7 protein-coding genes and 1 other RNA gene are annotated in these 9,101 nt (G+C 51.1%); 4 read left to right on the top strand and 4 right to left on the bottom strand.

Going from position 1 to position 9,101, the window contains the following annotated elements:
- The first annotated feature begins 343 nt into the window (after window positions 1–343).
- Window positions 344–892, top strand: a complete 549-nt coding sequence (gene hpt / locus BMX22_RS15440) for a hypoxanthine phosphoribosyltransferase (protein ID WP_074743521.1) — start codon at window positions 344–346, stop codon at window positions 890–892.
- Window positions 893–954: 62 nt separating this feature from the next.
- Here the strand turns inward: hpt and BMX22_RS15975 are convergent, their stop codons facing one another.
- Both BMX22_RS15975 and BMX22_RS15455 read right to left on the bottom strand, forming a co-directional pair.
- Window positions 955–3,873, bottom strand: coding sequence for a glycoside hydrolase family 9 protein (locus tag BMX22_RS15975; protein ID WP_081349258.1), 2,919 nt, complete (start codon window positions 3,871–3,873; stop codon window positions 955–957).
- Window positions 3,874–3,958: 85 nt separating this feature from the next.
- Complete coding sequence (locus BMX22_RS15455; RefSeq protein ID WP_074743523.1) at window positions 3,959–4,261, bottom strand: YerC/YecD family TrpR-related protein; 303 nt, start codon at window positions 4,259–4,261, stop codon at window positions 3,959–3,961.
- Between the two features lie 327 nt (window positions 4,262–4,588).
- Here BMX22_RS15455 and BMX22_RS15460 point away from each other — a divergent pair, with 327 nt between their 5' ends.
- On the top strand, window positions 4,589–5,104 hold the full coding sequence (locus tag BMX22_RS15460; protein ID WP_074743525.1) for a cob(I)yrinic acid a,c-diamide adenosyltransferase: 516 nt from the start codon (window positions 4,589–4,591) through the stop codon (window positions 5,102–5,104).
- A 28-nt stretch (window positions 5,105–5,132) separates the two neighbouring features.
- Here BMX22_RS15460 and rnpB read toward each other — a convergent pair.
- Window positions 5,133–5,635: RNase P RNA component class A (gene rnpB, locus BMX22_RS15465), an RNA gene on the bottom strand.
- A gap of 136 nt (window positions 5,636–5,771) precedes the next feature.
- Between rnpB and BMX22_RS15470 the strand changes: the two genes are divergently transcribed.
- Together BMX22_RS15470 and recQ are read left to right on the top strand one after the other, a co-directional pair.
- A complete protein-coding gene (locus BMX22_RS15470) occupies window positions 5,772–6,719 on the top strand; it encodes a DMT family transporter (RefSeq protein WP_074743527.1) in 948 nt (315 codons plus the stop codon).
- Window positions 6,712–8,778, top strand: coding sequence for a DNA helicase RecQ (gene recQ / locus BMX22_RS15475; protein ID WP_074743529.1), 2,067 nt, complete (start codon window positions 6,712–6,714; stop codon window positions 8,776–8,778). Before BMX22_RS15470 ends, recQ begins: the two co-directional genes overlap by 8 nt.
- A 130-nt stretch (window positions 8,779–8,908) precedes the next feature.
- Here recQ and BMX22_RS15480 read toward each other — a convergent pair.
- On the bottom strand, window positions 8,909–9,101 hold a 193-nt coding region (locus tag BMX22_RS15480; protein WP_177173053.1), incomplete at its 5' end, for a transposase.

The following is a 9,101-nucleotide window of genomic DNA, read 5'->3' on the forward strand; positions in this document are numbered from 1 at the left end:
CTGCCTGTAAAACCGGATGGAGTGCATCCCGGATAAACAGCCTACGTGTAAGCAGCTAACTCACAGCTCTGGGGAACAGACTCTCTAAGGAAGCAACCTTGAGGTTCGACTAAGGAAGATCAGAACTTGTTCCTGCTGATTACAGCTATTATATCATGGGTATGTGAATGCCTGTTGATTGTTTGATTAAACCCGGCGGAACTCCGCCGCAGCATTGAAATCTCCATTCGCTACGCTCATTCCGATTTCAATGCTGCTTTACTCAACCGAGCGTGGCAGAGGTTCATTGGGGTGCTCTTTAAACCACCCTAAAATCTATTATACGAGGAAGCGGAAGTCTGAAATGGAATTTAAGACCAAAGAAGAATTTGAAAGCAAAATAAAGCGCGTTATCGTCTCCGAGGAGGAGATACGCGCCGCCATCGCCGAGGCAGGCAGATACATAGACGGTATTTTCGACGGCAGCCCCATACTCCTCGTGAGCATACTCAAAGGCTCGTTCGTATTTCTTGCAGACCTCGCAAGAGCAGTGTCCGTCCCCTGTGAGATAGGCTTTATGGCGGCAAAGAGCTACTACGAGGGCACGCAGTCCTCGGGCGTAGTCCGCATCACAATGGACCTTGAACGCGATATCTCCAACTGCCATGTGGTAATCGTCGAGGATATCATCGACACGGGAAGAACACTTTCGGACGTTGTAAAGCTCCTGAAATCAAGAGGACCGCTGTCGCTGAGAGTAGTTACGCTCCTTGACAAGCCGAGCCGCAGGATAGTGCCATTCGAGGCGGATATGTCGCTCTTCACGATACCCGACCTCTTCGTTATAGGCTACGGTCTCGACTACGGCGAGTACTTCCGAAATATACCATATATCGCAGAATTCGGAGAGTAAAAAAATACCGTTATCAGTTCAGGCTGATAACGGTATTTTCATTCACTTAAAAAGATCTCATCTTACTTTTTCTTGTAAGAAACGGGAAGGTCAGACTGCTTTATCTGCTTAGCATCGAGCTGCTGGATAGTCAGCGCATCGTTACCTGTCACGCCGTCACCGTTATCGTAAACATCCGCATTCTTCGAGCCCTGCGGCTTGAGAGCGTACTTGTCCTTGTTGGCTATGCTCTGAAGGATAGCAACTGCATCAGCAACGGTAACCTTCTTGTCGAGGTTAGCGTCGCCCCAGAGGGTATCACCGTTAGTGGTGCTCTTGGTAGTTGATGCTATAGGCATCGGATTGTCCTCGGGAGTAGTTCCGTCGGGCTCTGTGCCCCAGATAAGCACATCATCGGCATAGATAGTTATCTTGTCGGTAATAGCGGCTGCTTCGTTCTCATCAGCGAAGGATACGAGATCCTCATAGCTGTAATCGTTCTTGGAATCCCACTTAACGTCCTTGAAGGTCTCCTTGTCCTGATTATAGCCGAGAGCAAACTGGAACACACGGCTTCCGTAGAAGTCACAATTCTTCCACTGCATCTCAACGTAGTATGTGCCATTGTCATCATACTTCTGAGGAGGAGTGAACTTTACTTCGTTCTTGTTGTCTGAGTAGCCCTTCTCCTGGTCGTAGTCGATACGATAGAAGATGTACTCGGACGGGTCATAGCCCGCATCAACGAGCTCCTTGACGTTGAAGTAGTATCTCGCCTTGATATCGCTCTCAAAGCGCGGCGGGTCAACAGTTCTGTTGTAGATAACGACCTTGAGCTGAACGCTTCCCTCCTGCTCCTGATTCTTGCCGCCTGCTGCGTAGATGCCGACAGGGAGCGGATTACCGTCTGCGTCGACCTGATCGAAGCCCGCCTTTGCGTTCTTGGACATATCAAAGTCGGGGATGAGGTGGTTGTCCTTCTCGAACTCCTTGCCCTTTGCTCCGAAGAAGTGGTAAAGACCTGCAAGGTCGCCGCAGAGTGCAGCGTTATAGTCGTCTGTAACTTCGTTGTAGATGTAGTCTGTAGTTTCGTCAACGTGGATGTCCTTGAGGTCAGGACCGCCGACAAGAGCACCCCAGAGAGTGTGTACCTGACTTATCGGGTCTTCCATGCTCTGCTTGCCCGAGCAGTGTGACGAACGGTGATGAGGATGAGTAGCATAGCTGTTCTCATAACCTACGATATAGGAGTAGCCCATCGGGTTGTCGCCGAGGATGTACTCCATCTGGTCCATAGCCCAGCGAGCGAAGGTGTCGTCACCTGTCTCCTTGGCGTAAACCATAGCCTGAAGTCCTGCCGCGGTGTTGTAACGAGCGGAGCCGTAACCTGCAACGACTGCCCAGCCGTTAGGCGACTTGGCTATGAAGTTGTTGACCTGCTCGTTCTCGGGGAGGTCAGCGATCTCCTTGTAAGTCATCGGCTGGTTCCAGATGAGGTCGTCCATGCCGAAATACTTGTGAGTAGTTGTAGCAACATAGGGCTTTCTCATGAGCTTGACCGTGCTTGAAGCTCCGCTTGCGGCAGTGGTAGTACCCGCTGCGGCAGCGTCCTTCTTCTCGTCGAGTGCAGAGGTAACTTCGCCCTTCTCTATCTGCTCGGCAGCAGACTTGCTGTAGCCCGACCAGAATTCGAGGTTCCAGTGGAAGATGTACCAGTCACGTGCAGTATTGGTAACGGGAGCGAGCTTAGCGAAAACGCCGCCCCAGACTGTATCCCAGCAGTGTACCCAGATATTCTGCCAGCAGTTTCCTGTGTCGGTCATGATACGCTTCATGTAGCCGACATAGGGATGAGCCCCCTTGTCATTAGTGGTCTCCTCGTCGACTGCGACGATGTGGTCGATATAATCGTAATCCTCTGTACAATAGTAGAGCCATACAGCAGCCCATGAGAGCTCGTCATAGTCATAGCTCGATGTATAGAAGCCGCCGTCGTAACCGAGGCTGGTAGCAGTCGGCACCTCGCCGGGCTTCCATATCTCGGTGTGAGTCTCTCTTGCGAAGTCGTAGAGAGCCTTTGCGTACTTGAGACTCTTTTCTGCATAATCGGAGTCTGTATCCTTGAAGTTGAGGTAGTTGATAGCGAGTGATGCAGCCGCGCCGGCGCACTGGTCGGAAGCAGGCATTTCCGTGGTAGCAAAATATGCGGGACGCTTTACCGCACACGAAGACGAAGCAACAACGGTATCATCGACCTGAAGCTCAGGCGCACACCAGTAGTTATGATCGTTGTTTCCCTCACCGACCTGATAGCAGTATGCAACGACCTTTCCGTCATCATCGAGGAAAGTAGCCTTCATGAAGTAATCGTTGATCCATCTCAGCTCATCCTCAACGTGCTCGGCAAGCCCCATATTCTTATAATCGTCGCGGAATTCATAATATCCCCAGCCGAGTGTGGAAGCCGAATAGCTTCCGGGGAGACCGAACTTAACGTGGTCGCCCGCGTCGTGCCAGCCGCCTGTGAGGTCAAGCGTGCCGTTGCCGTCGGGGTCGAGCCACTTCTTATTCTTGGCGATGAATTCCTCGGACATATTCACTCCGACGTAGAGGTCGGGATCGTCATCACCGAGATTCGGGTCTTTTTTGCCCTCGTCTCCGGGTCCGATGCCCTGACCGTCACCAAGCTCCTCATCGGTCTTGCCCTTGTTTACGGTAGGCATGGGATTCATGGGCTGGAGCGGTATCACGCCGTCCTTTACATGGCAGTCGTCACGCCATGAGTAGTAGCCGTCCTCGCCGACCTTGTCGCCGCACTTGTTTGCGTCGTAGAAGCAGAGAGCAAGCTGGAGAGCCTCCTGAAAATTGTGGTAGTTGTTCGGATTATCAGGATCAACAACAGCAGCCTGCGCGGGACTTGCCGTAAACACGCCGCTTCCGAGAAGAGTAGCCGCGGTGGTGATCACAGCCGCGCTCTTCTTGAGTAAATCCGATCGTTTCATGTGATACTTCCTTTCAAAAAGATATTTTGCCTAAGAGAGGTTAGGCAGAAATGACCGTGCGAAAACACGGTTCAGTCCTTGGTGATCATTTCAGCAGACCGTTCTTCTTGAGCCTGTCAAAGACGATGTTATATCCATCGTTCCCGTCCTTGAGCGAGCGGTTCACTCTGCTTATCGTAGCGGTGCTCGCGCCTGTCTCGGTAACGATGCTGTTATAGACGCGATGCTCGTCGAGGAGCTTGGCAACGTGAAGTCTCTGCGCGAAGGATTTCAGTTCGATGCTTGTGCAGAGGTCGTCGAAGAATTTGTAGCAGTCGTCAACCGATTCAAGAGTGAGGATAGCGTTAAAGAGAAGATCCATGCTATCTGATTTGATTTTATCAATCATTGTTCTAACTCCAATCTGCCGCAGGGGCACATAAATATGGGAAAAATTCTCTACTTTACATTGTAACACAATACATTGCAAAAGTAAAGCGAAAGTTTTTAATAAAATATATAAAAAATTCCCGACATTACGATACACCTTTAGTATATGATAACATATTATCAACTAAAAGTAAAGAGCAAATCATCAAAAATCACAACTTTGTCAAATCTCAACAATTTACCAACAACAGCAATGTACACTCTTCCGATTAATTCTTCAAATATTGCTTTTTTCCGCGAAAAATGCTATAATTTAACCGAATATTGCGATTGGAGGGCGTGCATTATGTTACATATTTACACGGGAAACGGAAAAGGTAAAACTACAGCGGCAGTCGGGCTCGCGGTAAGAGCCGCAGGGGCGGATAAAAGTGTTACTTTTATCCAGTTCCTGAAAAGCGGTACATCTTCTGAGATAGAACAGCTGAAAAAGCTCGGCATAGCGGTCGCGTGTGCCGAAAGCTGCAACAAATTCACTTCAGCTATGAACGCAGAAGAGCTCGCCGCGCTCACAGAAGAGCACAACACCCTGCTTCGTCGGGCAGGAAAACTGATACACGACGGGAAGACAGATATGCTCATCCTTGACGAATTCATCGGCGCGTACAATATGGAGCTGCTCGATACCGTTCTTGCCGAAAAGCTCATCGCCGATGCACTTGCTGCGGGCTGCGAGCTCGTGCTGACGGGACGTGACGCTCCGCAGACACTTTGCAGCACAGCCGACTACATCACAGAGATGCTCCCGCACAAGCACCCGTACGACAGAGGTATCCCCGCCCGCAAGGGCATCGAATTCTGAGCATAAAAAAAGAGAGCCGAAGCTCTCCTTTTTGACCAGACCGATAAGCCGGGTTCTGTCGTGCGCGGCAATTTATCTACGCTCATCGTCGCCGATAAGCTCAAGCCGTCATTACTGCGTATCCGCCGAGCCGACGTTAAGATACGCAGTACCAATAGACGTTGCATCGGGTAGGGTTTACATAGCTGTGCAGTCTCCTGCACACTGGTGAGCTCTTGCCTCGCCTTTCCACCCTTACCACTATACTTGACCCTGCTGCAAGCTATCCACATCTTTCGGCTAAAATTCCGTTTTTCTGCGTTCTCCTTCTTGCCGTGCGAAAGCACGCCTGCGTCGTCCGCCTTGAAAAACAGTATTTTATCTCGAAATCTATTGGACATCTTGCAGCAGAGTCAAGTATTAAAGCGGCGGTATATCTCTGTTGCACTTGCCCTAAGGTCGCCCTCGGCTGACGTTATCAGCTACCCTGCTCTGTGATGCCCGGACTTTCCTCATAAACTAAAACGTTTCCGCTGCCGCGTAGTCTGCTCGATGACTATTTTAACATTTTTCAGCGTTCTTGTCAAGTCTCGCGCGGCGACTTGCCTTTTTTGACATAGTATGGTATACTTTATTTGCTCAATATGTTTTCAAAGCCTGTTCCAACAGGCTTTTTTAGGGAGATAAAATGGATAAAAGCAGATTATTTACACGCAGGACAGTCGTCGTGAGCTTCACGCTCATATGCTGCCTGCTGTGGGGAAGCGCATTCCCCTGCATAAAAATAGGTTACCGACTGTTTGACATAGACTCAGCCGGCACTTCCTCACAGATACTGTTCGCAGGGATGCGATTCCTGCTCGCAGGGATAATGGCAGCGGCAGTCGGAAGCATCGCCGCGCGCCGTCCGCTCATTCCTCGCAAGGAGGATATCCCGCGCGTTTGCCTGCTCTCACTGTTCCAGACAATATTGCAGTATACCTTCTTTTACATCGGTCTCTCGCACACAACGGGAATGAAGGGCTCGGTCATCACGGCTTCAAACGTGTTCATGTCGATAATCGTCTCGGCGCTGATATTCCGCACGGAAAAGCTGACCGCTCGCAAGCTCGTCGGCTGCACTGTGGGCTTTGCGGGTGTGATACTTATAAACTTCACGGGCAGCAGCGACCTCAGCATCAGCTTCACAGGCGAGGGCATGGTGTTCCTCTCTGCACTGTCATATGCATTTTCAGCTTCGATAACGAAGCGCTTCTCGCACTCTGCCGACCCTGTCATGCTCAGCAGCTGGCAGTTCATCGTCGGCGGAGCTTTCATGATAACGGTCGGCTTGCTTTCCGGCGGCAGAGTCGGTGCAGCCGGTGCTATGGGAGCCGCCATGCTCCTCTATCTCGCGTTCATATCGGCAGCAGCATTCTCGCTGTGGAGCCTGCTCCTCAAGTACAATCCCGTATCTTCCGTGTCGGTATTCGGTTTCATGAATCCCGTTTTCGGCGTGATACTCTCCGCACTTCTGCTCTCGGAGCGCCCGCCTGCGGGAGTTCTCCGCACTGCTGCCGCACTTATACTTGTTGCCGCAGGGATAATCACAGTAAACAGCAGCTTCATTAAAAAGGAGGTCGGTACAAATGGATAAGCTCGCGGTTTTGAAGGAATACTTCGGCCATGACAGTTTCCGTGAGGGACAGTCCGACCTCATCGACCATATCCTCGGCGGCTGCGACGTGCTCGGGATAATGCCGACAGGAGCGGGAAAGTCGCTGTGCTATCAGGTCCCCGCCCTCATGCTCAAAGGTGTAACTATCGTAATATCGCCGCTGATCTCGCTGATGAAGGACCAGGTCAGCGCGCTCGTCACCGCAGGAGTAAGCGCCGCCTGTATCAACAGCTCCCTTACACAGGAGGAGTACGCAGATACGATGCACCGTGCCTGCCGCGGGGAATACAGTTTGATATACATAGCACCTGAGCGTCTTGGCACTCAGGAGATGGAACGACTCGCCTCATCACTGGATGTGGCAATGGTCACGATAGACGAGGCACACTGCGTGTCTCAGTGGGGGCAGGACTTTCGTCCGAGCTACCTGCATATATCGGAGTTCATAGCTGCCCTTCCCAGACGCCCGATAGTCAGTGCTTTCACGGCGACTGCCACCGACACTGTAAGGGATGATATCGTCCGTCTGCTCGGACTGCGCGACCCATTCTCGCTCGTTACGGGCTTCGACCGTCCCAATCTTTACTTTTCCGTAATAAAGCCGCAAAACAAGTACACCGAGCTCCGCAGGCTGCTCAACAGCATGGGTGACAAGTGCGGTATCGTTTACTGCCTTTCGCGGCGGAATGTGGAAGAGGTATGTGAGAAACTCAATGCCGACGGCTTCTCCGCAACAAGGTATCACGCAGGACTGCCCGACAGCGAAAGGCGTATGAATCAGGATGATTTCATCTACGACCGCAAGCGTATAATGGTAGCTACCAACGCGTTCGGAATGGGTATCGACAAATCCGATGTAGCGTTTGTGATACACTACAATATGCCGAAGAACATCGAAAGCTATTATCAGGAAGCGGGACGTGCGGGACGCGACGGCAGCCCTGCACAGTGCATACTCCTTTACGGTGCATCCGACGTGCGCACGAACACCTTTATGATAGAACGAAGCCGCGAAGATAATACCGCCCTCTCCGATGAGGAAAAAGACACGATGCTCGAGCGGGATAAAGAACGCCTGAAGGAAATGACATTTTATTCGACCACTTCGGGTTGTCTCAGGGAGTTCATGCTCGGCTACTTCGGCGAAAAAGCTCCCTCATACTGCGGGAACTGCTCGAACTGCGTAAACGGATTCGAGGAAGTCGATATCACCATAGACGCACAAAAAATAGTATCATGCGTGTTTCGCATAAAACAGAAAGGGCAGTATTTCGGCAAAACCATGGTCATTGATATCCTCAGGGGAAGCGAGAACGAACGCCTTATGTCATTCGGTTTCAACAAGCTCTCGACATACGGGATAATGAACGATGTCTCCGCGAAGAAGATACGCGCAGAGCTCGACCACCTCATATCGGGCGGATACCTCGCGTTCACCGAAGGAGAGTATCCTGTCGTAGAACTCACTCCCCTGTCCGCAAAGATAGTCAAGGAACGAATCCCCGTGAAGATGAATCTGCCAAAGGAGAAGACTCCGAGCGGCAAGAGGCGCGCAGATGACAGTTTCTACTCAGATAACCCGCTTTTCATGGAACTGAAAAAACTGCGGAACAGACTCGCCTCAGAAGCGAATGTCCCCGCGTATATCGTGTTCTCGGATGCAGCTCTCAGGGATATGTGCAGGATACGTCCAACGACCCGCGAGCAGTTTCTGACCGTATCGGGAGTGGGCAAACGCAAAGCGGAGCAGTATGGAGAAGCTTTCTGCACACTAATAAAAGAGCATATCAGCTCTCACCCCGAAGAGGAAACAGCTCCCGAAGGTGAAGTGAGCCCGCTTCAATTGCAGCTTGATAGCCTACGGGAGCTTGTGAGCACCAAGCGTTCTGTGTCTCCGCGTGCGTGGTCGGATAGGGAGGAACACGAGCTTGCAGAGGAGTTTGCACAAGGCAAAGCTATAGCCGAGATAGCACAGCTCCATAGAAGGACCGTCGGCTCAATACGCTCTCGGCTGAAGAAAATGGGAATTATCGGATAAATAAACATCCCCCGGCAGAGCCGGGGGTTTTTCCTTAAACGCCCCATAGGGGCTCATGGTACAAGCCACGCCTGAAAAGGCGTAGCAACACGGACGCATGCGGCTACGTTTTCCTGCGTTTTATTACTGCTTACCCGTTAAACGGGTTTGTATCGTCCAATGTCAGCTGACCCGCCATTCTGTCTTCTTCAAGCTGCCGCTGTATGTACTCTGTTATTGCCTTTGTATTTTTACCTACTGTGTCAACATAATACCCTCTGCACCAGAATGCTCTATTCCGATACTTGTACTTCATATTTCCCCACTTGTTGTATATCATTATG

Source organism: Ruminococcus sp. YRD2003 (assembly GCA_900109435.1).
Lineage (GTDB): Bacteria > Bacillota > Clostridia > Oscillospirales > Ruminococcaceae > Ruminococcus > Ruminococcus flavefaciens_G.